This window comes from Bacteroidia bacterium, assembly GCA_041391665.1.
Taxonomy (GTDB): Bacteria; Bacteroidota; Bacteroidia; order J057; family J057; genus JAGQVA01.
This window is the reverse complement of sequence record JAWKNO010000001.1, coordinates 1,762,813-1,788,034: the sequence shown is the minus strand read 5'-3', so window position 1 is coordinate 1,788,034 and position 25,222 is coordinate 1,762,813. Positions and strand designations below refer to the sequence as shown.

Below are 25,222 nucleotides of genomic sequence, written 5' to 3'. Positions count from 1 at the left end.
ATGAAAAATATTATCCTCTGGCTGGTACTATGTACGATATATATCCTTCCTGAAAACCTTTTGGCAACCGGTTACCCGATTGACGGATACGAAACCTCCGGTATTCGAAGGCTCAAACGCCTGGAACTGGTCATTATGGGAGAAATAAAGGATGCTTATCCGGTACCGGGCGCACAAAAATCTATATGCGACATTCAGCTCAATCTCATGGGCGAAAGAGGGGACAGTCTGGAAACACTGCCAGAAGTTGATCCTCAGCTTCAGAAAGCACTTTCGGCCATGTTTCCTTATTTGAATGAAAGCTATTCTGTTACCCTGCTCGACATCACGCCAGGCAAACCCATCCGTTATGCTCAAAAGCAGCAAAACAGAGGTTTCCAACCCGGAAGTGTAGGCAAACTTGCTGTAGCGACCGGTTTTTTCACCGAACTGGCCAAAATATACCCAGACTCATTTCATACCCGGCAGGCACTTTTAAGAACAAAGTTTGTAAGAGCCGGGAAATGGGCCATTCCCAATGAACATACGGTCCCTTTTTTTAATCCCGATACCAAAAAGTTTTTCAAAAGAACGCTGGTAGAAGCCGATACCTTTTCCCTCTACGAGTGGCTGGACCATATGCTTTCAGTCAGTAGCAACGGGGCGGCGAGTGTTGTATGGAGAGAAGCCATGCTCATGCGGATATTTGGTGATCATTACCCCGAGCTCACAGAGCAAGAAGCCAATGACTATTTCAAAAATACACCCAAAGACAGTCTGGCGAGGTTGTCGATAGCGGTGGTGAATGAGCCGCTGCGCAAGTTGGGAATTACCGAAGATGAATGGAGGTTGGGCCGCTTGTTTACCAATGGAGGGGAAAGTTTTGTTCCGCCGATGGGTGGCAGTATCGGCACACCCTATGGGCTGATGAAGTTTCTGGTGGCCATGGAAAGGGGCAAAGTTGTGGATGACTCCACCAGCCTGGAAATCAAGCGTTTGATGTATATGACTGACCGGAGGATCAGATACGCTTCTTCAGCGGCGCTCAAAAATGCGGCGGTTTATTTTAAATCGGGAAGCTTGTACAAATGCAAGGAAGAGGAGGGATTTAAATGCGGGAAATATATGGGCAATGTTGATAACTTTATGAATTCTGTAGCGATCGTCGAACATCCCGACGGCACGACCTATATGGTTACCCTGATGTCCAATGTCTTGCGAAAAAACTCCAGCAACGACCATTATGCCCTTGCGTCGCGGATTGATAAGCTGATACGTACAGAGGCTAAACCTTGAGGAAAGTACCTCCCGTTAGGCTGGGGTACCGCCAGGCATTACAAATGTCCCTCTCCCCTCAGTCTTTCCAGTGTTTTTGCCGCAAAATTTTTGATTTTGGGGTTGGTGTTGTCAACCATAGTTTCCACCATGGGGATATATGCGGCATCTTTCAACAAGCCAATCAAATGCAGAACCGCCAGCTTCAGCCTGGTATCCTTTCCTTCCAGCAATAGTTGGAAACACTGGTACTCATTGGGGATGGAAAGATTCAGATGTTCAATTGCCTTATCAGAAATAGTATCCAGCATAGCTGTTTCCACAATCGGAATGAGGAGTTTTTTTAATGGAGCAGCAAGCAGATTATCCAAAAACTCGACAGCATTTATCCGGAAATCTTCCTGTTTGCTTTGAAGTCCACGATAAATATTCAACATATCATCGGGAGGGTATTTGAGTCCCAACAATCGAAAAATCCTTTCCAGACTTCCATCCTGCCTTCTTTCCAACAGGGAGATCAAACTCTTGCGGGCTTCGGTGATTTCTATTTCTGCGTCCGGAGCCGAAGAATGATCAATTGCATTTTTCTGGCTTTGGGCATACAAGACAGCCAATGTATCTTGAAAAACATGGACTTCTTCATTGATCTTATGAAGAATCAGTTTTTCATGAAACTTCAGATGCGGGAAATTTATTTTCAGAGTATTCAGCGCCTTCAGAGATTCAATCCTGACCATGAGGTCTTCATAGTCTATCAGGTGAAATAAAAAATTCACCGATTTCTGGTTTCCGATCTGTGACACAACCACCGGCATAGCCCGTATCATTTCCACATGGGTTTCGGGTTGTTTTGCCAGTGCCATCAACACATCCACAACGCCTGGTCCAAACCTGACGAGCGCTGCTTTAGCAGCATTGGCAAATGGTTCCAAACCGATAAACGGCACAATCAGAGGCAAAAACCGGGGATGGTTAGTATCCGCAGCAGAAGTAATTGCCTGTTTGACCACAACCGGATCGGGGTCGTACAAAAACTTTTCTATCCGGTCATAATATGAGGGGATATTACCCTGACCAATAGCCCGGAGAATTTCTATTTTCCGGAAAGCCATTTCCTCCGGATCCACTACAGTGGAGAGGGAATTTAACCGAGCCTGGATACGCCCCTCAAGGTCAAAAGACTCCCTGAGCGATGCATTATCGCGGGTTTCGTTGGCAAGACTTACCAGTGCCGCTGCACGCACCCGATAATCTTTGTCAGAAAGATATGCCTGCATCAGCACCTCAATATCTTCAGGACGATGTTCGATCAAATATTCAAAGGCAGCAATTTTTACCCCCTGATCTGAGTCATGGATAAAAGGCATCACCTCATCCGCGACCTGATGATTTTTCATATAATACAGGTTCCGGATAACCTCTGTACGGATCTCTGGGGAAGGATGAGAAAGCAATGCCCGGACACTCTCCAGCAGCCGTTCGTCGCTGATTTCACGAATCTTGCGAAGCACAAAAAGAATTTGTGAATCATTTCCATTTTCCAAAACCCGCTTTAACCCACCGATTACTGATTCCTGTGAAAAATCGGGTTCCTTCTTTTCTGAGCCAGTTTTCGACTGGTTGATTTTCAGTTTGAATGATCGAAGATATTCCTGTCTGATTTTTACCGCCAGGTAAACCCAAAACAAAATCAGCAGTACCGTCATCAGGCTGATATAGCGCGAGGGCAATTCCATTCCATTCACCAGAAAAATCAAAATCAGTCCGCCTACACCTGTAGCGATACTATCTACAAAGACATCGATAAAGGTTTTAGCCTGGTTTTTGATTTCGGTGGGAATAGGCAGTGCCAATAATTCGGTAGCAGCTTTATTAATGGACTGTTTAAGGCTTCCATCGCTGACTTTAATGATTACTGCTGCCCAAAGTACCGGCATAAAAAGCAGAATCATAGATCCCAGCAAAATACCTCCGGGAAGGAAAAACAGGGAAGTTCCCACCCCAAAAGTACCCACAACACGTCGGGTGAGAAAAAGCTGAACCAGGAGAGAGATTACATTCAGGTTGGAAAACCAGAATCCGAAGAATGCTGCCAGTTCATCAGGATCTGCGATATAGGTAGCAGCAATATCGCTAAACTGGTAGTCCACCAGTTTAGCTACAATGACACTTACGCCGGTAATTCCGGCCAGATAGGTCAAATGTCGGGATTTGAGAATGAGTTGAAACGGATGGTCGGCAATTCCCTGATTTTTCCGCTCACGGGTAAAGGTTGTTTTTGTATTGAGGACAAATTTTTTCCAGACGTACCGCGTGATGGGAATGCAGATAAATAAAAGCAGCGCACAGACAAATACCAGGTTTTCACTGCCCAGCACCGGGGCCAGAATGCTGGTCAGATACCCCCCAAATATCCCGCCTGCAATGGCACCCGCGCCAATGAAGCCAAACAAGCGCTTTGCTTCCCGGGCATTAAATACGAGGTTGGCAAAAATCCAGAACTGAGAGGCAGAAAGTACGGCAAATATCGAGACCCAGATATAAAAAATGTAGAGCACCCACCCTACCGTTACGTTCAGGCGAAGGAGAATCCCGAAGAGGATCAGCACACTGATCGAAAAGATCAGGGTTCCCGAGATGATTTTATCAAGCGAATGTTTCCTTAATACACGGGAATACAGCGTAGAAATGACTGCGGCAACAATTGCAACGAGGATAAAAGCACCGGGAAGATTTTCTGCACCAAAACGCGAGAGAAAAAGGGCATTTACGGTAGGTTTGACAATCAGGAGAGTCGAAATCAGGAGGAAAATATTAGCCTGCATAAAAAAAGCACGCCGTAGTTCACCTTCTCTGATATCAAAGGTTTTACGCAGTAAATATTTTATTGCCTCTCTGGCCTGAGTCATCGTCTGCCTGCATTATCTTTTGGCAGGGTCAATTTAGCACATCCTCCACAGATAATACCAAATTGCGGAGAATTGTTTCACCATCTGATGCTTCAGTAAGCCCAACGAGAATGTATTTCCGGTCTTTGTCCCAAACCAATATGGAGTCAGAATGGTAATTCTGCCAGGAGCCTGATTTGCGAAACAACATCGCCTGAGGGGCTATGGCATCCAAAGTATTCACAAATTTGTGGTGCAGCTCGGGGCGTCCCATAATATTCAGCATCTGCCGTGATCTCTCATAACTGACCAGTTTTCCAAAAATCATCATATAATAAAAGCGGCAAACCTGCGAAACCGTAGCCGCATGGCTCAGTCCTTTTATTGGATCGGGATGTCTTTCTCCAGCTGCTGCGTATCTTTTACCTACCCACAGTCCGCCACCAAAATTGGGATCATATAAAGCATACTGAGGATCGGTGAGTACCTGCTCGATTTTTGCATATCCCAGACGATCGATCATTCGGGTAGAGGCATAATTGTCGGATTTGCTGATCATCAGCCGGAGATCCTGCCTGATTTCCGGTGTTTCAGCCAGTTCATTTTTCTCTATAGCATCCATTGCGGAGAGCAGAATCGCAATTTTAGGCAGACTGGCCGCATACATCATCGTGTTGGAATTAATGGCAGCAAATCTGGGATTATTCATATCGCGAAGGTCAACGAGCCCTACCGCCATTTTATCATTTGCAATCAGGCCTTTCCACTCTGCATTTTCATTGAGCTTCTGTCGGAGACGAGCCTCCAACCGGGTATCTTCCAGATCGCGGAGAGGAATAAAAGATTCGTCAGATACTCTAACAGGGATTTCCGGATCGACAGGGGGAACTACCTCATAGGTAGGTCTTGCAGGCCCACTCATTAGAAAGACCGGAAGCAGGATTAAAACCAGAATTTTTTTCACAATATGATAGGTGAATAATGATGTTTTTCGGCTTTATTGCTCATCATTTTTGTTACCAGTGAAGATCGGCCGAATTCTTCTCTTAAAATGATGAATGAGCCCGAAAGATACATCTTTGTAATAATTTACAAATACAATACCAGAAATTTTTTTGTATTGTATCTTATGGACGCGTTTCTTTGAAAATCACGCATAATTGTAATGAATATCAAGGATTTAATTCTCCTACTAAAGAAACAGTCGCGCACAGCCCCGAGGTCTCTCGCAGTCAAAACCTCTATCCGGCTGGGTGTAATTCTTATTTTGGGAATTATTTTCTTTATTCTGATATCATGGGTGTTTCCGCCCCCCATTCCAAAGACTTGTTCGCAGACCATTCTTGCTGCTGACAGCTCATTACTTTGTACTTATCTGACGCCCGACGACAAGTGGAGAATGTACACTTCGCTGGATCATATAAGCCCCGAACTGATAGAAGCCCTGATTGAAAAAGAGGACCAGTGGTTTTATTATCACCCGGGCATCAACCCTTTTTCAATGCTACGGGCAATGGTACACAATATCTCTTCGGGTAAGCGGGTTTCCGGCGCATCGACCATCACCATGCAACTGGCGAGAATGGCTTCCCCCGCCCCCAGAACCTATACCAGCAAAATCCGGGAGATGTTCCGAGCCTTTCAGTACGAATGGAAATACAGCAAACGGGAGATTCTCGAAATGTATCTGAGCTACCTTCCTTATGGCGGGAATATTGAAGGAGTAACCGCAGCGTCCTATATCTTTTTCCAACGCCCCCCTGAAAAGATCAGCCTTTCTCAGGCGATTCTGCTAACGGTTATTCCCAACCGGCCCAATTCCTTACGCCTGGATCGATACCCGGAAGAAGCACGAAAAGCCCGGGATAAATGGATCGCCTATTTCCGGGGGAAAAAAATATTTACCGAGACATCTCTTACAGCGGCAGAACTGGAACCCATAAACGCCTCCAGAGAAAGCCTTATCCCCGAAACACCTCATATTTGCTACGAACTAAAGCGAAAGTACCCCCATCAACAGGAGATTCACAGCACAATCAAGCCCAACGTACAGCATACTGTTCAGCGGCTTTTATACAACCATGTGCAAAGAGTTAAGCGACTGAATGTGTCCAACGGCGCGGTTTTGGTGGTGAATAATCATACCCGGCAAGTTGTCGCCTACTGCGGATCGGCTGATTTTTCGGATAACCAGGCGCTGGGGCAGGTAAATGGAGTACAGGCTATCCGATCACCCGGCTCTACGCTCAAACCGGCCGCTTATGGTTTGGGATTTGACAGAGGCCTGGTTACCCCAGCTTCCAAACTGATGGATATTCCCGGCAATTTCCAGTCTTTTATTCCCGAAAATTACGATATGATGTTCCGGGGGGAAGTTACCGTATTTGAAGCACTCACACATTCCCTTAATATTCCCCCTGTGCGATTGGTCAGAGATCTCGACAATGACCAGTTTCTTGACCTGCTTGAAACTGCCGGGTTTGAGACCATTAAAAACCGCAGGCAGGACTTAGGCCTTTCGACCGTATTGGGAGGATGCGGTGTAACGCTGGAAGAATTGACCCGGTTTTATGCGAGTTTTACAAATGGAGGTAATATGTTTCCTCTCCGGTATCTTCAATCACAAAGTGTTGATACGACGAAGGAAGTTCGGCTTTTTTCTGCAGGCGCATCGTGGCTGATTGCCGATATCCTGTCTGAACTCGAAAGGCCAGACATACCGCAAACCTTGGTAGATGATTCCAAAAGGCCGAAAATCGCCTGGAAAACAGGTACTTCCTACGGAAAACGCGATGCATGGGCCATAGGATTTTCCCCTCAGTTTACCGTAGGCGTGTGGATGGGGAATTTTGACGGAACCGGGGCGCCGGAGCTGTCAGGATCTTATATGGCTGTACCACTGTTGATGGACATTTTTAACGCCATAGATTACAATCCGGAGAAAAAATGGTTTCCTCAGCCTCCCTCAGTCAATACACGCAAGGTATGCGCAGAAACCGGGAAAATACCCGGGCAATATTGCAGTCATTTTATGACAGACTACTATCTCGAAAAGTCTTCTTCACTTCAGGAGTGCAACCTGCATCAGGAGTTGTATGTCAGCAATGATGAAAAAGTACAATATTGTCCGGTATGTCTGCCAGATACAGGATATAAGAAACAAGTTTTCCCGATGTATGATCCTGAGCTGGTATTGTGGTTTGCTTCCAACAACCGGGCGATCCTCACCCCACCACCGCATTTTGAGGGATGTGAAGCCAGATTTTCAGGAGAAGGCCCAAAAATCCTGTCTCCATCTGAGGATTTTGAGTATTTGGTAGAGCGCGCAGCCGGACAGGAAATCTTGTTGCAGGCAGCTAGTGCCCCGACGGTGAGAAAACACTACTGGTATGTAAATGACCGGTTTATCGTAGCGGCGGCACCGGAGGAAAAAGTGTTTTTCAAACCCGAGAACCGAAAACTAAAGGTTACCTGTATGGATGACCGGGGCAGAAAAAGCCAGGTAGAAGTTGAGGTGAGGTATTATTGAATTATCTACATAGTCGGGGATATTGCCATAGAAACCAAATCCAAAATCCAGGTTTTGAACCGCGGGCATTTTTCCATTATTTTCTCTATTCCGGCTATTTCTGCAAAGTCAACCGCGTCAGCACCTTTTACATATTTCTTTTTGTGCTTTGCGAAAATAGTTTCCAACCGCCTGGCCGGATGCCCATCGAAAGTAGTGTTTATATCCTCTGGATTGGGGTTATCTATAAGTATGGCGGCAATATCACTTACAATGTTTGGGTCTTCAATGTTGAAAACATCGGGATCAGAAAACAGCAATGCTTCAAACTCATGTTTTTGGATGTATGGAAGAAACTCTGGATATGGTTTAATTTTATCTACTACTGCAGACAGTACTTTTTCCAGACCAGCAAGCTTTTCATTTATATTTGAGACCTTGTCATAATGTTTTAAAAGTCTTTCCTCATGAGGATTACCAGATTGTACAGGGAACTTATACAAGTCAATCATAGTGGTAATTACAGGCTGATCTGATTCAAATAATAAGGGGGTAACATTATTTTTAAAATGATCCAAATTAGAAAAGCCTGACCCTCCGCCACTTTTTTTCATAGGAATACCAGAAATTATAATTCTTTTTGCTGTAAAGTAAGGCTCCATTACCCTTTTCACAAATTCCATCTCAGAAAGCCCCTCCACAATTACATATATCCTTTTCATGGTTGCCCACCGATAATATTTTTTTGCCAGATATCACCAAGTGAAAAGGTCTCCAACCAATGTTCCAGCGAGTCCTTTTCCAATCTGCGAAACACAGATTGGCCATTTGACCGATCAACGGTAATTATATCTTCAGGAAGAAAGTTGTTGACTAACTCTATGGACTGGGTAGATACAATTACCTGACATGTGGCGGACGCTTTTTGTATGAGGGACCCTAATTTGTGTACAGCTACAGGATGCAGGCCCAGTTCAGGTTCGTCTATCAAAATTGTTTTTGGAGGGTCAGGCTGCATCAGCAACGTAGCTAATGCAATAAACCGCAATGTCCCATCAGAAAAATTATGTGCGTCAAGATACATATCAGAATCACGTTCTTTCCATTCCAGCTTGATCTGATCCGGATTGATTCGACGAGGTTTTAGGTCAAATCGTTCGAAAAAAGGTGCTATTGATCTTACAGCCATTTCAATTCTTTTGAAAATAGCTTGATGCTTTTGCTGTAGATAATATAGGAATGATGCGAGGTTGCCACCATTTTCTCTTAAAAAATCATTGTCATCTATCTGGCTACTTACCTTCATAGGTGAAGTATCACTTGTATCATGAAAATGGTAAACGCGAAAACTTTTCAGGTAATTTTTTACATACCATGCTCTGTTTTCAGAATCATACCGGTATGGAGGCTCTGCGAGATGCCAATGCCAATTGCTGTTATAGTTTTTAGAATCGTCCTCATCCTTATTAAAAAAATCGCCCTCTTCAGAAATATACAAAACATCGTCGTTGCCAGGCTTTACAATAAACTTATATGCATTTGTATTGTCAAAATCAAGTAAACCCATGATATAGCTGGAATGCTTTATTCCCCGATATAATAAGTTATTAGCTCCTTTTTGTTCAGAATAGAGCTTTAGCTTCCCTTCATAAATCTTATTGACCAATTGAAAAAAATCTATAAAATTGCTTTTACCTGCGCCATTGGCACCAATCAGAATATTGACCGGATTCAGGCGTAAATCCAGCTTTTGTATAGATTTAAAATTTCTAATCTCGATTCGCTCTATCATAGGTACTCAACCTTATGGTCTTAATTTCAATACTTTTTTCCTCCCACACAAATTATTTGAATATGTGTTTTACGGCAAATCCCCCCAAACCATGACAGACACGGATGTAAATCTTGTCATGGGTAAATACCTTGTAGAAAGATTACACATTCTTACCCTAAAGCTATGAAAAAACATTATACGCGCCTGATTTATACTGCAATTATATTTTCCCTCCAACCGGCATTTATGTTTGCTTTGCCCTCTATCAATGGTGTTACGCCCGCTGCTACGGTTGTCGGACAATACGAAAAATTTGAGGTATCGGTAAGCCTGACCGCCAATTATACCAACCCCTACGACTACGATCAGATCAGGGTGTTTGCCACCTTTACTTCTCCCTCTGGTGACCAACAGATTGTGGATGGTTTTTTTATGAAAGATTATACCCTTACAGGTGCCGGCACGCTCAACGACAATGGAACCGAAGGTTTCCGCGTCAGATTCTCCCCCCATGAGACGGGTATCTGGACGTATGTGGTCTCCGTTACCGACAACTCTGGTACAGGCGCGTTTACCGCACAAAATTTTACCTGTGATATCGCTTCAAATCCGAAGAATAAGGGTTTTGTCAAAACTGGTGCTACGCGATATCTTCAATTTGACAATGGTGATCAATACATCCCTGTCGGGGAAAATATCGCCTGGCAGGTCTCCAATCCTTTTGTCGATTATACCAACTGGGTGGGTGGACTGATTACCAACAACGCCAACTTCTTCCGGCTCTGGCACGCACACTGGGGGCTGGGTATCGAGTGGAGAAATGGCAGCGACAGTTTTCTCGGCCTGCGCAAATACAAGGAATTCAATTCCCGCTATCAGGATTGGCTATTTGACTACTGCGCGCAAAACGGTGTATATGTCATGCTCTGCCTCCAGCATCACGGACAGGTTTCTGCCCAGACCAACCCCAACTGGTCAGACAATCCCTACAATGCCAACCTCGGTGGTCCCTGTCAAAATACCTGGGACTTCTTTTCCAATCCGACAGCGAAAGCCCATACCAAAAACCGGTTCCGGTATGTTGTTGCACGATGGGGGTATGCCCGCAGTATTATGGCCTGGGAACTGTTTAACGAAGTAGATCTCACCGACAACTTTGATCTGCACAAAGGAGACGTTTCCGACTGGCACGACGAAATGGCTGCATACATAAAATCCATTGATCCTTACGGCCATATCGTTACCACCAGCTTTTCCAATGACAAAAATGATCCTGCTATCTGGACCGCTCCGGATATGGATATTACGCAAACTCATTTCTACCTCAACACCCCGCATATCGAAAGAGTGGTTGTAAAAGGCATCACTTCGTATCTCGACCAGTACGACAAACCCACGCTTTCCGGCGAATTTGGTCTGGGAGGCTCCAGTTCCATCAGCAATCAGGACCCTGACGGGGTACATATCCACAACTCCCTTTGGGCTGCTATTTTTGGTGGCGGACTGGGTACGGCCATGACCTGGTGGTGGGATAGTTATATTCATCCCAAAAACCTCTATTATCACTTTAAACCAGTAGTTGCAGTTTCAGAAGAAATACCTTTTGTCGCTCAAAATATGGCCCCTGCGGATGCCTTCGTTGCAGGTGCTCCGGGAGATCTTGTTCTCACGCCAAGTCTGAACTGGGGAGAAATAGCAACGGCCAATATCACCATCAACCAGGGAGGAACCCTTTCTCCCGCCGATGCAAGCCTCGCTCAATACATGTATGGTTCTCAGTGGAATACTGAATTCCGATCCCCTCCAACCTTTCAGATTACCTATGGTGATCCGGGTCAGTTTACCGTCAGAACAGGAGGTGCCGCAGGTACAGATCCCAAAATCGCCATTTGGCTGGATGGGACAAAACAGCTTGAACAAGCGGCCCAAATCAACCAGAGCTATTCGATCAATGTTCCGGCAGGTGCGCATTCAATCAAAGTGGATAATACCGGTACGGACTGGATCACTATTTCATCCTATACCTTTACCAATGCAGGTTCAGCCGTGGATGTGTATGCACTGGTATCGGCAGACAGCATCCATGCCGGCGGGTGGGTGTACAGCAACAACTACAACCACCAATATATTGCTGCCAATGGAAAACCTGGTTCTGTTTTCAATGCGCAGGTAACTGTCAATGGCTTTAAAGACGGAGCCTATTACGTCAAATGGTATAATTGCCTTACAGGGGCGATTGTTCTCGGTGCACCTGCATTTGCCACCAACAACCAGTTGCAAATCAATGTGCCCAAACTCGACTGGGATCTCGCCTTCCGGGTGGATGAAGAATACAGCAATGTTGCCATTGACAGGGATATGGGAGGAGAGACATTCAGCCTGTATCCCAACCCGGCAATCGCAGGCGAAATGATTCATGTACGCTTCAAATCTTCGAAAGAAAGGCCACAGTTCACGCTTCTGGATGTGGCAGGAAGACCTGTTGCAGCTCTTTCTGCACAGGAAACATACGCGGAAATCATCGATATTTCTCTGCCGGGTAATCTGACAGCAGGCGTTTACTGGCTCAGGATCGACATGGACAATATGTCCGGCGTGCAACCACTGGTGATTCGATGAAGGAATTATGCAGTTAATTACCCATAAGGCACACAAATAAGGCACAAAGAACTCAAGGGTGTCCTTAGTGAACCTCGTGACTTCTTTGTGCTCTTGTGTTTAAAACTCCTTCGGAAATATTACCCTTTGGTTTTTAGCTTAATGCGCATCAAAAACATGTCAGCCGTCATATACAGGCTGCTCCCATCATCGCCGAAGGCGCAGTTGGAAGTAGCTTGTCCTGTCATGATCGTACCAAGATGTTTGCCATCAGGCCTAAATACCAGCACACCACCGGGGCCGGTAGCGAAAATATTCCCTTTTTCATCCACCTTCATTCCATCGGGAAGACCGGCGGCAGTGGGAACCAGCGAAGTTACATCAGCAAACACATGGCCATTGGCGATGGAGCCATCGTCAAGTACGTCATAAGCCATCCAGATCGCCCGCCCGGGGTCGGAGTTGGCGACATAGAGGATTTTTTCGTCAGGCGAAAAAGCAATTCCATTGGGGCGGCTGAGTTCGTCGGTCAGAAGAGTAACTGTGCCGTCAGGAGCACGGCGATATACACCCTGAAAAGGAATTTCTTTGAGTGAATCATTTACCCCATTTTCAAGCCCGTATGGCGGATCAGTGAAATAGAGTGCGCCACTACTGTGGAAAACACCGTCATTGGGGCTGTTGAGGCGTTTACCTTCGTAATTGTCTGCAAGCGTTTCAAATTCGGGTTTGGGCGCATCAAGTGAGGCTGTCATGACCGCCATGCGGCGGTCGCCGTGCTGGCACAATACAAGCCTGCCCTGTGGGTCGAGCATAAGTCCGTTGGAACCTTGCTCGCCCAGGCGGGGATCATCGCCCGTATATCCGGCAGGTTTTAAAAATACACTTTTCCCTTCGCCTTCTTTCCACATAAAGATTGTGTTTGGCGGAATATCAGAAAAAATGAGTGCCTGCCGGGTAGGAAGCCAAAGCGGGCCTTCACACCAGTCAAAACTGTCGGCGAGAATTTCGATGGCAGCATCGGCCCCAACAATATCGTCAAATGTGGGGTCTAGTCGTTCAATTTTACCCGTATGCGGGTAAGTCGTGGTTGATTTTTCATCTGTGGTTTTAGGCTCTGTGCCAGAGTTGCAACTGAAAGCCACACACAGCATAAAGAGTAAAGGCGTGATAATCTTTTGCATAGGAGTAGAAGTATTTACCCTAATATAAGGTCTGTTTGTGATAAGTAGCAAGATTTAATAAATTCCCAAAGAAGATATCATCCACAATGAACACACAGGCTTCGCGAGAGCTACCAAGGTCTTACCTTCCTTCCAAAAGCCATTTCACCGACGATTTGCTCAGCCGTTATTCATATCGAGGTATTCAACAATTTTTCGGTTGATTTGCCGGCGGATTTCTCTTTCCAAAGCCAGTGCATCGCCATTGCTATGACCAAGGATAAACTGAAATTTCATCAGCGCCAGATCTTTCCTGATTTCTCTGGTACGAAGGCTGAAACTGTCCTCCACAATCTGCGATTTATAATTTTCCAGACTACCTGCGAGATAATTTTCCAGGTCTTCAATATTCTTGAGATGAGTGAATGCCATCTCAAATTCTATACTCACCCGGTTGATGGCGCGTTTGGTGTAGTTGACGACCGTAGTGGTGAGGACAATGCTGTTGGGAATAAAAATCAAGTCATCATCGTCATTCAAAATATGTAGATTGATCAGGTTCATATCGATGACATTGCCTTTGTTGTCGCCGATCTGGACATAATCGTTGATCGAAATCTGATTGGAAAACATCATAATCAACCCATTGATCATATTGGAAATGTAGTCTTTGGACAAAATCGCAATGGCCGCGGCAAAGATACTGATGGCTGTAAGTGCCTGAACGATTTCGATATTAAACAACACCAGTCCGGAAAATATGAAAGTCACAATATCGACGATCATCGCCAGTTGTCGGGTACCGATAGTAAAATTGTCGCGTGTGTAACGCGGCAGATTGTGTTTCCGGAAATAAAATGTCGTAAGAATAATTCGCACAAAGTCAAAGACCAGATGAGTAATAAAGAAGAAAAATATTGCCTGAGGCAGATTAATGGGCAAATGCAGTTTTTCATTGAGGTTAGGATATACGGTCTGGACATAAATCATCCCCGTCAACAATAACAGCTTTACCAAAAAAACAAATATAGATTTAGGTTTCATTCGTATAGGTTATTCTCCAAGCCACCACTGACGCCGTGGTCGTCCTGTTTTTTTTACTATTCCAAAGTCTGAATTGAGTGCTTTTTTTACGTGTTCAACTGCTGTTTCGATATCATCTGTGAGTAAAAAAAGGTCTTTATCACCCGGGGAAATCGTGCCTTCCTCCTCCATTCTTTCCATCAATTCTACAAGGTTTTTCCAGTAATCGGTGCCAAAAAGTACGATCGGAAAGTTTTTGATTTTTCCGGTTTGCACAAGCGTGAGTGTTTCAAACAATTCATCAAGTGTACCAGCGCCGCCAGGCATTACCACAAATGCATATGAATACTTCAGCAATAACACTTTCCGCACAAAAAAATAGCGGAAATCTATGCTGATATCCAGATAAGGATTGGGATGCTGCTCATGGGGTAAAATAATATTACACCCAATAGATGTGCCCCCCGCCTCTTTGGCGCCCCTGTTTGCGGCCTCCATGATCCCAGGCCCGCCGCCGGTCATAATGGAAAATCCCAGTTTGGAGATTCTCCCGCTGATCTCTCTTGCGTAGCCATAGTAGGGATTGTCCTCTTTAAACCTGGCAGAACCAAAAACGGTGACACATGGGCCGGCAAAATGCAGTTTACGGAAACCTCTTATAAACTCTCCTGCAATTCTGATCACACGAAAAAACTCATCCGTACGACTTCTGGGGCCTTCCAGAAAATATTGTTCAGAAGTCCTGTCCAAATCTTTAGTAGTCATTTCTTAATCTTATCACACATGAAAATTAATCTGCTTTGTCAAATTTTCCGCAGGAATCTTTGACGTCAAATTTAAGCGATAATAACCCGCCAAATGCCCTCAGTCAATATTGAAAAGACAAAAATTATTCAGCCGGGAGAGTTTGAGCCTTCCAACCACTGGTATGCAAAAGCGTTAAATGCCCAAATTCATCCCATGGTAGCTTATTTCATGAACCTAAGTACCGCAAAAATCATCAAAAGGTTTGGCCATCTCAACCCCAGCGTCAATAAAAAACATCTCGCAGAACTTTTAGATTACAAACCCCGCTATCTTTTACATTCAGGCGCGGACTTATTTCATGTTACCAATGCCAAAGGTGAGCGGAAGATGGTGGTAATCGAAACCAATTCCTGCCCATCCGGCCACAAATCTATGCCTCTGCTCGATGAAAATCAGGAGCAGGGGGGATATCATATTTATATAAGGGGTACCTGGGCAAACTTTTCCATGTAGGAACCATGCCCAATAACAGCAACCATACCTATGTAGCGGATATCCGGATGATGCTGGGGAGTCTTGAGAAAGGCATTCGCCCGTTGGCCGTCTATGCCAGGCGTGCGAGAAGTCCGCTGGTTGATAAACTGGATAGCAGCCATTCTTCGTGGTGCGACCCTGATCAATCAAAAAGGAAAACTCCGCAACCGGCTCTTTCGCTCGCTCAACAATGATGAAGCATTGATCAACGAAATTTACGCAGAATCATAATTCGCGTCCAGGATGAAAGACAAATAGAGGTATGTATCAGACACAACCCGCCGAGAGACGGTACCCTGCGTGGTGCGGCGGCAGATCATTCCATTCCGGCGATAACCCTGGAAGTGGGAAACCCCCATAAATTCCAAAAAGGTATGATACGCTCCAGCCTTTCGGGTATCCACAATCTGCTCGTATTTCTCAACATGGCGGAAGGAGAGATCGAACAACCCGAAACCCCTACGGTCATCTGTGAAAGTTCTTATTGGCTTTATACCGATCATGGAGGAATTTTGGAAGTATTCCCTTCAGTAACACAAATTGTAGAAAAAGATCAGCGGATAGCGATTGTCAGAAATGTTTTTGGTGATGTGATGAGTGAATACTTTGCCCCGGAAAGAGGTATTGTCATTGGAAAAAGTGTAAATCCGGTAAATCAGACCGGATCAAGAATTCTCCATCTCGGTATTATCCGGAAATAGATCTCAATCTGCCTGAATCAGCACTTCTTCAATCAAGGTGTCTTCCGGCGTGCGAAGAACCGCCAGATAACGCCCCGGCGGTGTGTCGCCCAGAGAAATTGCCCGTTCCTGGATACCTGCGGGAATAGCACCTGCTCTCCGGATCAGGATTTCATCGGCCCCGGACTTAAGCACAAACGCCATGGTTGTTTTTTGATTGATGACAAAATCTACATACAGAGGGTCGCCTTCCTTCAGCGTAGTTTTGCGAAATCTCACCTTCCGTATAAATACCGAAATCGTATCCGTATAAGCCAGTTTTCCATAAATATCGGCAAGGGTAAGCCGATAAAAATTATTTCCCTCATTGGGCAGGGTATCCATCCAGGAATAATATTGCGGTGTATAGCTATCACCACGGGAATCAACCCGGTCAAGAATTTCGAACACCTTTCCATCTGCCGACCGGTCTATCGTAAAATCAGCATTCATATACTCCTGAACCATTCGCCACCGCACTTCAATCGAATCACCCCGCCGGTAAGCATACCATTGGTCCAGCCAGGTGATAGGCGGAATCACCGAATCTTCAGCGATAAAAATTTCAGAAACCGAATCATCCGGTGCAACTTCCGGCTCCGGGAGACAGTCACCGGTATAAAAGGTCAAGCGGTAAGGCATAAATCCAAACCCCCTTTCATCGACAAGATTTTCGGTAACCTCAAAAACATACGCCATGCGAGATTCGAGCAATTCCATGGGCGTGAGGGTAAGGGTGCGAAATTCAGGATTATATTGTAGCCGGGCAGCGATTGCAGCGGAAGGTTCGTTTTTGGGAAATAACCTTACAGAAAATGGCGTAAGCGTTACGGGATCCAGAATTTTACCTTCAGAGGGAAATTGGACAGAAACTGAGATAAAAGAATTGCATTCGATATTGGTAGCACCATTTCGGGGAAAAGAAGCAGAGATATAAGGACGCTGTGCGAACAGGGAGGCGGGAAAAAATATAAAAAAAATCACCCGTAATCCCCGAAATTTCGGTAAATATATTCCAGAAGAGACCGATGATACCATGGACTTAGAATTCTGATGCAGAAATTTAAAACTAACCCATCACAAATATACGGATTCGCGCCCGGTTATCGTTGATGGTTTATGTCTTATTGTTAGGGTACGCTGTGATTTGGTACATTTATTGATAAAGTAGAAAAACCAAAGCCCGCCTTCAACTTGAAGAAATGAAATATCTGCCTATGTAAGTTGTTTACAGATTTAAATTTCGACATTTAGTTTTTTTTAACTTTTTTTCATTTCGGTTTCCGGTAAATTATCATTTATGGAATTCTGATCAAAATCCAGCTAATGGCGATGATTACTTTGGAAAATCCATGTACATATAATTAACTTTGGACGCCCGGCATAAAAAAAGTTACTGTTGTTATCACCATTCACCGGATAAATCAAAACTTCGCATGAAGGATCTGAAGTTAATTTTTGTTACCTCACTGGCGCTCTTTATTGCCACCAACCTGTCCGCTCAGTTTCGGTACGGGTACTTTCGTGTAGGCGTAGCTGCCGGCGCAACCAACTATCTCGGCGATCTCGACGATGACCTGACTTTCAAATTTACGAAGGTTGGAGTAGGAATTGACGGGTCTTACAGGTTTAACCCCTTTATGAGTGCCCGGCTGGGTTTTTACAGAGGTTATGCCAATGCTACCGATGCTTCCTCCAATAATCTCCAGCGTAACCGGAGAAACCTGAGCTTCCGTACGCCAATTACCGAAGCCAGCTTCCAGGTTGTATTTGATTTTGTGCCGACAGACCGAAACTATGCCTACCGGCCGATCTATACGCCCTATGTTTTTGGCGGTGCATCTGTTTTTACGTTTAATCCACAGGCTCAACTCAATGGACGGTGGTATGACCTCCAGCCTATGGGTACAGAAGGCCAGTTTCTCCCTAATCCCGATGGTCGGTACCCGACCCCCTATGCGCTCACACAGTTTGCTGTGCCTCTGGGTGCCGGCGTGCGTTTTGCCATCTCCAAAAATCTGGATCTGGAACTTGAGACCGGCTTCAGAAAAACATTTACAGATTATCTTGACGACGTAAGCGGATTGTACCCGGATCTGGAGGAACTAAGGGCTCAAAACCCAACCGCTGCCTTGCTTTCTGACAGAATAGATCTCGCTACCTATCCTGACGGAGCAGCAAACGTCAACGGAATCAGAGGTGATCGCACCCAGACCGACTGGTATATCTTTACCATTGTCAGAGTCAACTATATCCTCGACTGGGTGAAATGCCCTCAATTCTAAGCTATTGGGCCATTTCCCCCCAAAAAAACACAGAGGTTTATCTGGTTTCAGATAAACCTCTTTTTTTGTTTCATGCAACCTTTCATGCGCCAATTTCCTCTTATTGTCGAAGAGAAGAAATATTCCTTTTTCTGCCGGAGGCAATTTATTAGCTTTGTAGCGCTTGAATTCGGGCAACTGCCTGAAAATTATCTCGTTATTCAACTACATTAAGCCGATACATTCTTTCATGAGCTTTAAGGAACAGATCGATCCGAATAATCTTCCCAAACATATTGCAATTATTATGGATGGGAATGGAAGATGGGCAAGGACCAAAGGAAATGCCCGGGTTTTCGGACATAAATCGGCCATTAAAGCTGTGCGGGATACAACCGAAGCAGCAGCAGAGCTGGGAATTGAGTTTCTTACGTTATTTGCATTTTCTACTGAAAACTGGAATCGCCCGAAAACTGAAGTGACTGCGCTGATGCAATTGCTGATGAAAACCATCCAGGCAGAAACCCCGACGCTGATTGACAATAATGTCAGGCTCAACGCCATCGGCCATATTCACCGGCTTCCCGGAAACTGCCAGCAAATGCTTTCAGAAGCGATGAAAATCACAGCCGCCAACCAGCGGATGACGCTCACGCTGGCACTGAGTTACGGATCGAGGACAGATATCACGGATGCTGTAAAAAAGATTGCGGAAGCAGTCAAAAAAGGAGAGCTACAGCCTGAGGATATCAACGACCTGGTTATCCATCAATCGCTGAGTACGGCCGGTATTCCCGATCCTGAATTACTCATCCGCACTTCCGGAGAATACCGGATCAGCAATTTTCTTTTATGGGAAATCGCCTATTCGGAGATATTTTTTACCGAAAAACTCTGGCCAGACTTCCGAAGGGAAGACCTCTATGAAGCGATTGCAGACTTTCAGGGAAGAGAAAGAAGATTCGGCAAGATTAGTGAACAAATTCAAAGTAACTGATGAAAAAACTGTTTGTTCTGGGCTTTATAGCCTTTTTGTTTCTTCCATTGGCGAAGGCACAATTTGACTACGACAATCCGCAAACCTATATCCTCGCCGGACTAGAGGTTGAAGGTGCAGAGTATAGCGACAAAAATGCCATTGTCAGCCTTAGCGGCCTGAAAATCGGGGAAGCCATTACCGTTCCCGGACTTCAGGTCTCTGATGTCATCAAACGACTCTGGAAAGAGAATATATTCTCCGATGTCCGAATACGGGTAGATAACATCACCGGGAATACCATCTTCCTTGTGATTGAAGTAAAAGAACGACCACGAATCTCTCAGTTTTCTTTCGAAGGTATTTCCAAAGCTCAGGCCGATGACCTTCGTGAAAAAATCAACTTCATCCGTGGGACCATCCTCACCGAATCCAAAGAGAAATCGGCAGAAAGGGTCATCCGCAATTTTTATGTGGAAAAAGGTTTCTACAATATCGCTGTTGACATTCAGGCCGAACCAGATAAAATTCTCAAAAATGGTGTTACGGTAAATATTAAAGTAGATAAAGGATCCCGCGTCAAAATTGAAGAACTTATCGTCAATGGCAATACTGCTTTCACTGACAAAAAAGTTAAAGCCAAACTCAAAAAAGTCAATGAAAAAGCCTGGTGGAGAATCTGGGCAAGATCCAAATATGTGCCCAAACAGTTTGAAGAAGCGCACGATGGCCTGATCAAAGCCTACAACGATGCGGGTTATCGCGATGCACTGGTAGAATCAGATACCGCGTACTTCAACAAAGAAGGAAAACTGATTGTGGAAATAAATGTTTACGAAGGTATTAAGTACTATCACCGCAATATTGAGTGGTCTGGTAACTATAAATACAATTCGGAATTCCTCGCTTCAGCACTCGGCATCAAAAAGGGCGATGTTTACAGCAGCTCCAAAATTCAATCCAAACTTTTTGGTGATCCCAATGGCGCTGACCTCAGTTCGCTTTACCTCGACGACGGATACCTGTTTTTTAACCTTGTCCCGGTCGAAGTACTCGTAGAAGGCGATTCCATTGACCTCGAAATGCGCATGTCGGAAGGGCCCCAGGCGACAATCCGCAAGATTATCATTGAAGGCAATACCAAAACCAGTGATTTTGTTATTCGCCGTGAGCTTCGCACCTCGCCCGGTGCCAAATTTAGCAGATCGGATATCATCCGCAGCCAGCGGGAAATCCTTGCACTCAACTATTTTGATCAGGAAAAACTCGGCGTAGTCCCCATTCCCAACCAGAATACCGGCACAGTTGATATAAAATATACGGTAGAAGAACGACCTTCTGACCAGCTTCAGCTTCAGGGTGGCTGGGGTGGACGTATCCGCAACTCCAGAGGTGATGTTATTGCCGGTGGTTTTGTAGGCACGGTTCAGCTGGCATTTAACAACTTCTCCTCTCGCCGCATTTTTGAGCCGGGCGCCTGGCGGCCAGTGCCATCTGGTGATGGACAGCGTCTCAGCCTCGCCTTCCAGATGAATGGGGTTGGGTATAAAAACTTCTCGGTTTCCTTTATTGAGCCGTGGCTCGGTGGTAAAAAACCCAATTCCCTCGGTATCAATGGTTCGTATCTGGTATATCAGAATATCAATTCACTTGACCCTTACCGGAACAGTATTTTTAATACTTCCATTGATTACGGCCGCAGGCTGAAGTTCCCCGATGACTTTTTCACCTCCCGCACATCCATTGGCTACAAATATTACGACATCCTGCAACCAGCCCAGGTATTCCCGGGATTTGAAGGGGAAAACACGGCGTTTATCAATATTATTACCCTGCGTCAGTCATTTGACCGAAGCAGCGTGGACGCGCCGATCTACCCGCGAAGCGGTTCTATTATGTCTTTCTCTATAGAAGCTACCCCACCCTGGTCACGCTTTGGCAAAGAGAAAGATTATTCGGAAATGACCGACGGACAGAAATACAACCTGCTTGAATATCATAAATGGCGCTTCAACAGCAACTGGTTTTTCCGAATATTCGGAGATATGGTACTCAGCACCAAAATTGAAGCCGCATACCTTGGGTCTTACAATAAAAAACTGGGCATCTCTCCGTTTGAAAGATACTTCCTGGGAGGATCAGGTATGATTGGTACTGGTTTCTGGGGATTGGATGGTCGTGAGATTATCGCCCTGCGCGGTTATCCCAACAACTCCATCACCAACAATGGAAACGGGTATCCGATCTACAACCGCTTCATTATGGAGCTTCGATACCCGATTACGCTCAACCAGTCTGCGCCGGTTTGGGTACTCGCATTCCTTGAAGCAGGAAATGGATTTGACAACTTCAGAGCGTACAATCCTTTTAACCTGAAACGAGCCGCAGGTGCAGGGGTAAGGGTAATGCTGCCGATGGTCGGGCTGTTGGGACTTGACTGGGGGTATGGATTTGACCAGACCAATAAAGACGAGCGAAGCCAGTTCCACTTTATTATCGGACAGCAGTTCTGATCAACTGAGATAAATTTTGCCGGATTCAACTGTTAAAGTAGGATCCGGCAAACTGTTACCAAAACGTTAATGATGCCCCGGAATTTGCAGAGAGCCGCAATCTTAGCTATTTTGCGCTGTAAAATGTTAAGACCGTGTTTATTTTGTTATCAACTGTGAAGGGTTGATTATCAATGAACCAGTGAATTGTACATAAATTGCGTTAAAATAACCGGGAACGTTTAAACAGCCATCCCCTTATGTACAATCAAACAAAAAGAATTATGAAAAAAGTCTTATCGCTCGTTTTGATACTCATTGCAGCTACTTCAATGAGTCTGGCACAAAAAGTAGCCTACGTAGATTCAGAATTTATCATGGGCAAAATACCCGAATATAAGTCTGCGCAGGATGAAATAGAGCGTGTATCTCAGAAATGGCAACAGGAACTGGAAACCAAATACCAGGAGATTGAGCGGATGTATGCCGACTATCAGGCTCAGGAAGTGCTTTTGCCGGAAGATGTAAAACAGGAAAAACAAGACGAAATATTCCAGGCAGAAAGAGAAGCCAAAGAATATCGCGAAAAAAAATTTGGCTATAGCGGGGAATTGTTTACCCTTCAGGAAAGCAAAGTGAAGCCGATTCAGGACAAGGTTTTCCGTGCGGTCGAAAATATAGCCAAACAAAAACGTTTTGATCTGGTATTCGACAAAGCAGGAGAAGTTACCTGGCTTTATACCAATTCTACCTACGACCTGAGCAATGATGTACTTGCCGAGCTGGGTTTTGTCCAGGGTGGCAATAACTAAATGGATAAGGAAAAGCCGAAGGCCAATTGAACTTTCGGCTTTTGCTTCAAAAATCAATCTATAAACGAAACAATGAATCAGCGACTATTTATTATTACCGGACTTTTTCTTCTTTACTGTGGGACTGTCGCAGGACAACATACCATTGGATATGTAAACCTGGAAGCTGTACTCTCTGTGATGCCTGAGACAAAATCCATGAATCAACAGCTTCAGAGCTATCAGCAAAAGCTGGGACAATCCCTCAAAACAAAGGACGACTATTTCCAACTCAAGCTACAGGAGTATCAGGAAAAAGGAGCGGCAGGTGCTTCTGAGGAAGAATTAAAACCTGATGAAGATGAACTCAGAAGACTTCAGACTGAACTTCAGAAACTCCAGGCCGATTCTGAACAGAAACTTATTCAGAAACAACAGGACCTTATGGCTCCGATTCTCGAAAAAATCGAAAAGTTCATTAAAGAAATTGCTGAAGCTAAAAAGCTGGATTATATCCTCAATTCTGCCACTAATGGCAACTCAGTCCTGCTTCAGGCTCCGGATAAAGACAATATCACCAAAGATTTGCTCGATAAACTGGGAATCAAACTTCCAGAAGTTACAGACGGAAATAAATAATTCCCGCTCCTTGCCGTTCTTCATCAGGCAGATACATTTTGCCTGATAAAAACCTGATTAAAAACTGATATTTCTTTGTACCTTTGCGGCCATCAAAGAATATCTTCGACTACTTTTAACTTGAAAACTATGAGGCTGAAGACATTAGCAATTATTCTTCTGGTTGGGTTTGGGCTGACGGGAACCACTTTCGCCCAGAAAATCGGGTATGCAAATATTGAGATGATTCTCGTATATATGCCAGAAACCAAAACCATGAACCAAACGCTCCAGACATACGAGAAAAAACTGGGAGAGCAGTTACAGGTAAAACAGCAATACGCCCAACAAAAATATACGGAATATCTTCAACTGGAGCAGGAAGGAAAACTTACTCAAGCTGATAAAGAAAGCCGTGAAGCAGAATTGCTCAAACTGGATGAAGAAATTCAAAAGCAATCTGCAACTGCTCAGGAAAACCTGATGAAAAAACGTCAGGATCTTCTGGACCCGATTGTAACGAAGATGCAAACTCAGTTGAAGGCTCTTGCCACCGCTGAAGGTTATGATTACATCCTCAACACTGTCGATGGTTCGGGTGTATCTATCGTCCTTCATGGACCAGAAGAGCATGATCTTACACAGAAGCTGATGACACGTCTTGGAATTAAAATTCCGGAAGGACAATAATCTTCTGTTAGTCAGTTTTTACTGCAAAATTTACATTCTTGAAGCCGCTGAATTTCAGCGGCTTTTTTTTATGGTAGCGTCGGAGCTTCCTCAGATGTTGTATGGGTAATCGGCGAAGGTCGTGTATTCGGTTTCATGGCCGGGGTTTTCCTGGGGTTTATACCTGCCTCATCTCCAAAATTCAGGATAAATCATGTGTTTTCTTTTATTTCAATTACTTCTCAATTTTATCAAAACCTGTGTACATTTACACAGAAGACCAAAATATTCGAATATGCGATTATACGCCACGATATACACAACCATTTTTTTTCTGGCATCCACGCTCCCACTCCACGCCCAATACTATGGGGTAAAAGAACCTCGTCAGGGAAACTGGTCTCTGGGCATAAATCTGGGCGTAGCAGTTGTGAATGGCGATGTGAAAACAGATCTTCCTGCTTTCGAAGGCGGATTATTTGTACAAAAATCTGTATCCCGGGCACTTGACTTCAGAGTAGGCTACCGCACAGGGTCTGCCTCCGGACTGGACGTCTCACCTACCGGAGGGTTTCGCTTCAATTCTGCCCTTAACGGGGAATCCGATTCCACCTATTTTTACGATAGCACCAGCCAGGTATTTCTCAATTATAAAATGAAATACCACGAGATGGACTTTCTCTTCAAAATCAATCTCAACCGGATTTTCAGCCAGGAAGGAGCCGAAGGCTGGGACTTATACGCACTGGCTGGTATGGGCTTTCAATTTTACCAGACTTCTACCAATGTCTGGAATGAATCTACAAATGCGATCTACACATATGAAAATATAGATATTTCCGATCCTGCCACCACACGGCTGGATCTTAAAGAAATGCTGGATAATTCCTATGAAACCCTCGCACAACGCGATCAGATCAATAGTAGCCAGTTTGGCAATTATATAATCAATACGGGTTTTGTTGTAGGCGGAGGGGTTAGATTTAGCCTTTCGGATATGATTTCGCTGGGCTTCGAAGGGAAATATTTATTCGTAGGAGATGATCTCCTTGACGGACAGCAATGGCTGCCTGACAACCAGCAAAGCCCTGACAATGACCGGCTGGTTTCTGCCGCTATAATATTAGATTTTTCCTTTTAACCTGCTTCCCGCTGTGCGTTCCTTCCCAAAATTTGGAATTTTTCTCAGGGTTTATTTAATTAT

Annotated in this window: 21 protein-coding genes; 13 read left to right on the top strand and 8 right to left on the bottom strand. The window is 44.8% G+C overall.

Annotated features, from left to right (window positions below; genetic code table 11):
• Positions 1–1,275, top strand: a complete 1,275-nt coding sequence (locus R3D00_07555; protein ID MEZ4773021.1) for a serine hydrolase — start codon at positions 1–3, stop codon at positions 1,273–1,275.
• Positions 1,276–1,313: 38 nt separating this feature from the next.
• On the opposite strand, the gene R3D00_07550 is transcribed toward R3D00_07555, so the two are convergent.
• Positions 1,314–4,163, bottom strand: a complete 2,850-nt coding sequence (locus R3D00_07550; GenBank protein MEZ4773020.1) for an Npt1/Npt2 family nucleotide transporter — start codon at positions 4,161–4,163, stop codon at positions 1,314–1,316.
• A gap of 28 nt (positions 4,164–4,191) precedes the next feature.
• On the bottom strand, positions 4,192–5,106 hold the full coding sequence (locus R3D00_07545; GenBank protein MEZ4773019.1) for a serine hydrolase: 915 nt from the start codon (positions 5,104–5,106) through the stop codon (positions 4,192–4,194).
• 201 nt (positions 5,107–5,307) lie between these two features.
• Here R3D00_07545 and pbpC point away from each other — a divergent pair, with 201 nt between their 5' ends.
• Positions 5,308–7,671, top strand: coding sequence for a penicillin-binding protein 1C (gene pbpC / locus R3D00_07540; GenBank protein MEZ4773018.1), 2,364 nt, complete (start codon positions 5,308–5,310; stop codon positions 7,669–7,671).
• A gap of 5 nt (positions 7,672–7,676) precedes the next feature.
• Here pbpC and R3D00_07535 read toward each other — a convergent pair whose 3' ends face one another.
• Together R3D00_07535 and R3D00_07530 are read right to left on the bottom strand one after the other, a co-directional pair.
• Positions 7,677–8,372 (bottom strand): DUF4276 family protein, encoded by a 696-nt coding sequence (locus R3D00_07535; GenBank protein MEZ4773017.1) that lies wholly within the window; start codon positions 8,370–8,372, stop codon positions 7,677–7,679.
• The gene (locus tag R3D00_07530; protein MEZ4773016.1) at positions 8,369–9,442 is read right to left on the bottom strand and encodes an AAA family ATPase; all 1,074 of its coding nucleotides are present in this window, start codon (positions 9,440–9,442) and stop codon (positions 8,369–8,371) included. The genes R3D00_07535 and R3D00_07530 overlap by 4 nt, the downstream gene beginning before the upstream one ends.
• Before the next feature lie 165 nt (positions 9,443–9,607).
• Between R3D00_07530 and R3D00_07525 the strand changes: the two genes are divergently transcribed.
• Positions 9,608–12,043 (top strand): DUF5060 domain-containing protein, encoded by a 2,436-nt coding sequence (locus tag R3D00_07525; protein MEZ4773015.1) that lies wholly within the window; start codon positions 9,608–9,610, stop codon positions 12,041–12,043.
• A gap of 119 nt (positions 12,044–12,162) precedes the next feature.
• On the opposite strand, the gene R3D00_07520 is transcribed toward R3D00_07525, so the two are convergent.
• The 3 genes from R3D00_07520 to R3D00_07510 all read right to left on the bottom strand — a co-directional run bounded on the left by R3D00_07520 (position 12,163) and on the right by R3D00_07510 (position 14,973).
• On the bottom strand, positions 12,163–13,206 hold the full coding sequence (locus tag R3D00_07520) for an SMP-30/gluconolactonase/LRE family protein (protein ID MEZ4773014.1): 1,044 nt from the start codon (positions 13,204–13,206) through the stop codon (positions 12,163–12,165).
• 159 nt (positions 13,207–13,365) lie between these two features.
• Complete coding sequence (locus R3D00_07515) at positions 13,366–14,229, bottom strand: mechanosensitive ion channel (GenBank protein ID MEZ4773013.1); 864 nt, start codon at positions 14,227–14,229, stop codon at positions 13,366–13,368.
• Between the two features lie 9 nt (positions 14,230–14,238).
• Positions 14,239–14,973 (bottom strand): TIGR00730 family Rossman fold protein, encoded by a 735-nt coding sequence (locus R3D00_07510; GenBank protein MEZ4773012.1) that lies wholly within the window; start codon positions 14,971–14,973, stop codon positions 14,239–14,241.
• A gap of 93 nt (positions 14,974–15,066) precedes the next feature.
• Here R3D00_07510 and R3D00_07505 point away from each other — a divergent pair, with 93 nt between their 5' ends.
• From R3D00_07505 to R3D00_07495, 3 genes are read left to right on the top strand one after another with little or no spacing between them, the layout of a single operon-like run.
• Positions 15,067–15,468 (top strand): hypothetical protein, encoded by a 402-nt coding sequence (locus R3D00_07505; GenBank protein MEZ4773011.1) that lies wholly within the window; start codon positions 15,067–15,069, stop codon positions 15,466–15,468.
• Positions 15,469–15,473: 5 nt separating this feature from the next.
• Entirely contained in the window at positions 15,474–15,683 is a 210-nt protein-coding gene (locus R3D00_07500; GenBank protein MEZ4773010.1) for a hypothetical protein, read from the top strand.
• 6 nt (positions 15,684–15,689) lie between these two features.
• Positions 15,690–16,190, top strand: a complete 501-nt coding sequence (locus R3D00_07495) for a succinylglutamate desuccinylase/aspartoacylase family protein (GenBank protein ID MEZ4773009.1) — start codon at positions 15,690–15,692, stop codon at positions 16,188–16,190.
• Positions 16,191–16,193: 3 nt separating this feature from the next.
• Here the strand turns inward: R3D00_07495 and R3D00_07490 are convergent, their stop codons facing one another.
• Entirely contained in the window at positions 16,194–17,192 is a 999-nt protein-coding gene (locus tag R3D00_07490; protein ID MEZ4773008.1) for an Ig-like domain-containing protein, read from the bottom strand.
• Between the two features lie 452 nt (positions 17,193–17,644).
• Between R3D00_07490 and R3D00_07485 the strand changes: the two genes are divergently transcribed.
• The 7 genes from R3D00_07485 to R3D00_07455 all read left to right on the top strand — a co-directional run bounded on the left by R3D00_07485 (position 17,645) and on the right by R3D00_07455 (position 25,159).
• Positions 17,645–18,493 carry a DUF6089 family protein gene (locus R3D00_07485; protein ID MEZ4773007.1) on the top strand — a complete coding sequence of 283 codons (849 nt, stop codon included), beginning with the start codon at positions 17,645–17,647 and terminating at the stop codon, positions 18,491–18,493.
• A 229-nt stretch (positions 18,494–18,722) separates the two neighbouring features.
• On the top strand, positions 18,723–19,469 hold the full coding sequence (locus R3D00_07480) for an isoprenyl transferase (GenBank protein ID MEZ4773006.1): 747 nt from the start codon (positions 18,723–18,725) through the stop codon (positions 19,467–19,469).
• A complete protein-coding gene (gene bamA, locus R3D00_07475) occupies positions 19,469–21,961 on the top strand; it encodes an outer membrane protein assembly factor BamA (GenBank protein MEZ4773005.1) in 2,493 nt (830 codons plus the stop codon). The genes R3D00_07480 and bamA overlap by 1 nt, the downstream gene beginning before the upstream one ends.
• 263 nt (positions 21,962–22,224) lie before the next feature.
• Positions 22,225–22,752, top strand: coding sequence for an OmpH family outer membrane protein (locus tag R3D00_07470; GenBank protein ID MEZ4773004.1), 528 nt, complete (start codon positions 22,225–22,227; stop codon positions 22,750–22,752).
• 72 nt (positions 22,753–22,824) lie between these two features.
• Positions 22,825–23,370, top strand: coding sequence for an OmpH family outer membrane protein (locus tag R3D00_07465; GenBank protein MEZ4773003.1), 546 nt, complete (start codon positions 22,825–22,827; stop codon positions 23,368–23,370).
• 129 nt (positions 23,371–23,499) lie between these two features.
• The gene (locus R3D00_07460) at positions 23,500–24,039 is read left to right on the top strand and encodes an OmpH family outer membrane protein (protein ID MEZ4773002.1); all 540 of its coding nucleotides are present in this window, start codon (positions 23,500–23,502) and stop codon (positions 24,037–24,039) included.
• A gap of 274 nt (positions 24,040–24,313) precedes the next feature.
• Positions 24,314–25,159, top strand: coding sequence for a hypothetical protein (locus R3D00_07455; GenBank protein MEZ4773001.1), 846 nt, complete (start codon positions 24,314–24,316; stop codon positions 25,157–25,159).
• Positions 25,160–25,222 lie beyond the last annotated feature (63 nt).

Coding starts and splice junctions, on each gene's coding strand:
- R3D00_07555 (MEZ4773021.1), top strand. CDS start 1: ATGAAAAATATTATCCTCTGGCTGGTACTATGTACGATATATATCCTT.
- R3D00_07550 (MEZ4773020.1), bottom strand. CDS start 4,163: ATGACTCAGGCCAGAGAGGCAATAAAATATTTACTGCGTAAAACCTTT.
- pbpC (MEZ4773018.1), top strand. CDS start 5,308: ATGAATATCAAGGATTTAATTCTCCTACTAAAGAAACAGTCGCGCACA.
- R3D00_07535 (MEZ4773017.1), bottom strand. CDS start 8,372: ATGAAAAGGATATATGTAATTGTGGAGGGGCTTTCTGAGATGGAATTT.
- R3D00_07530 (MEZ4773016.1), bottom strand. CDS start 9,442: ATGATAGAGCGAATCGAGATTAGAAATTTTAAATCTATACAAAAGCTG.
- R3D00_07525 (MEZ4773015.1), top strand. CDS start 9,608: ATGAAAAAACATTATACGCGCCTGATTTATACTGCAATTATATTTTCC.
- R3D00_07520 (MEZ4773014.1), bottom strand. CDS start 13,206: ATGCAAAAGATTATCACGCCTTTACTCTTTATGCTGTGTGTGGCTTTC.
- R3D00_07515 (MEZ4773013.1), bottom strand. CDS start 14,229: ATGAAACCTAAATCTATATTTGTTTTTTTGGTAAAGCTGTTATTGTTG.
- R3D00_07510 (MEZ4773012.1), bottom strand. CDS start 14,973: ATGACTACTAAAGATTTGGACAGGACTTCTGAACAATATTTTCTGGAA.
- R3D00_07505 (MEZ4773011.1), top strand. CDS start 15,067: ATGCCCTCAGTCAATATTGAAAAGACAAAAATTATTCAGCCGGGAGAG.
- R3D00_07500 (MEZ4773010.1), top strand. CDS start 15,474: ATGCCCAATAACAGCAACCATACCTATGTAGCGGATATCCGGATGATG.
- R3D00_07485 (MEZ4773007.1), top strand. CDS start 17,645: ATGAAGGATCTGAAGTTAATTTTTGTTACCTCACTGGCGCTCTTTATT.
- R3D00_07480 (MEZ4773006.1), top strand. CDS start 18,723: ATGAGCTTTAAGGAACAGATCGATCCGAATAATCTTCCCAAACATATT.
- bamA (MEZ4773005.1), top strand. CDS start 19,469: ATGAAAAAACTGTTTGTTCTGGGCTTTATAGCCTTTTTGTTTCTTCCA.
- R3D00_07470 (MEZ4773004.1), top strand. CDS start 22,225: ATGAAAAAAGTCTTATCGCTCGTTTTGATACTCATTGCAGCTACTTCA.
- R3D00_07465 (MEZ4773003.1), top strand. CDS start 22,825: ATGAATCAGCGACTATTTATTATTACCGGACTTTTTCTTCTTTACTGT.
- R3D00_07460 (MEZ4773002.1), top strand. CDS start 23,500: ATGAGGCTGAAGACATTAGCAATTATTCTTCTGGTTGGGTTTGGGCTG.
- R3D00_07455 (MEZ4773001.1), top strand. CDS start 24,314: ATGCGATTATACGCCACGATATACACAACCATTTTTTTTCTGGCATCC.